Genomic DNA, 231 nt, shown 5'->3' with positions numbered 1-231 from the left:
TATCATCGGCGCAGAGTTGTTTCACGGTCCTGTTCGGGATGGGAAGGGGTGGGACCAACTTGCTATGGTCATCAAGCTTTGACTTGTACGAGCCGCGTTCTCATGAACGTTGCTCAGAATCTGGAATAGTAAGTAATGTGGGTAATGAAGTTGTCTCAACAACGTTTAACGGTCTTCTTACCTATATCCTGCTAAGGTTATAGGGACAAGCCGTACGGGCAATTAGTATCA

The 231-nt window shown here is 46.3% G+C and carries 1 rRNA gene; it reads right to left on the bottom strand.

What is annotated here, in order from left to right:
• Positions 1–76: ribosomal RNA gene (rrf, locus tag GTP23_RS23205) — 5S ribosomal RNA — on the bottom strand; the annotation flags it as partial.
• Positions 77–231 lie beyond the last annotated feature (155 nt).

Origin of the sequence: Duganella fentianensis (genome assembly GCF_009857835.1) — a bacterium.
In the GTDB taxonomy this organism is placed as follows: domain Bacteria; phylum Pseudomonadota; class Gammaproteobacteria; order Burkholderiales; family Burkholderiaceae_D; genus Rugamonas; species Rugamonas fentianensis.
The sequence above is the reverse complement of the archived record's forward strand: the minus strand, read 5'-3'. Positions and strand labels throughout refer to the sequence as shown.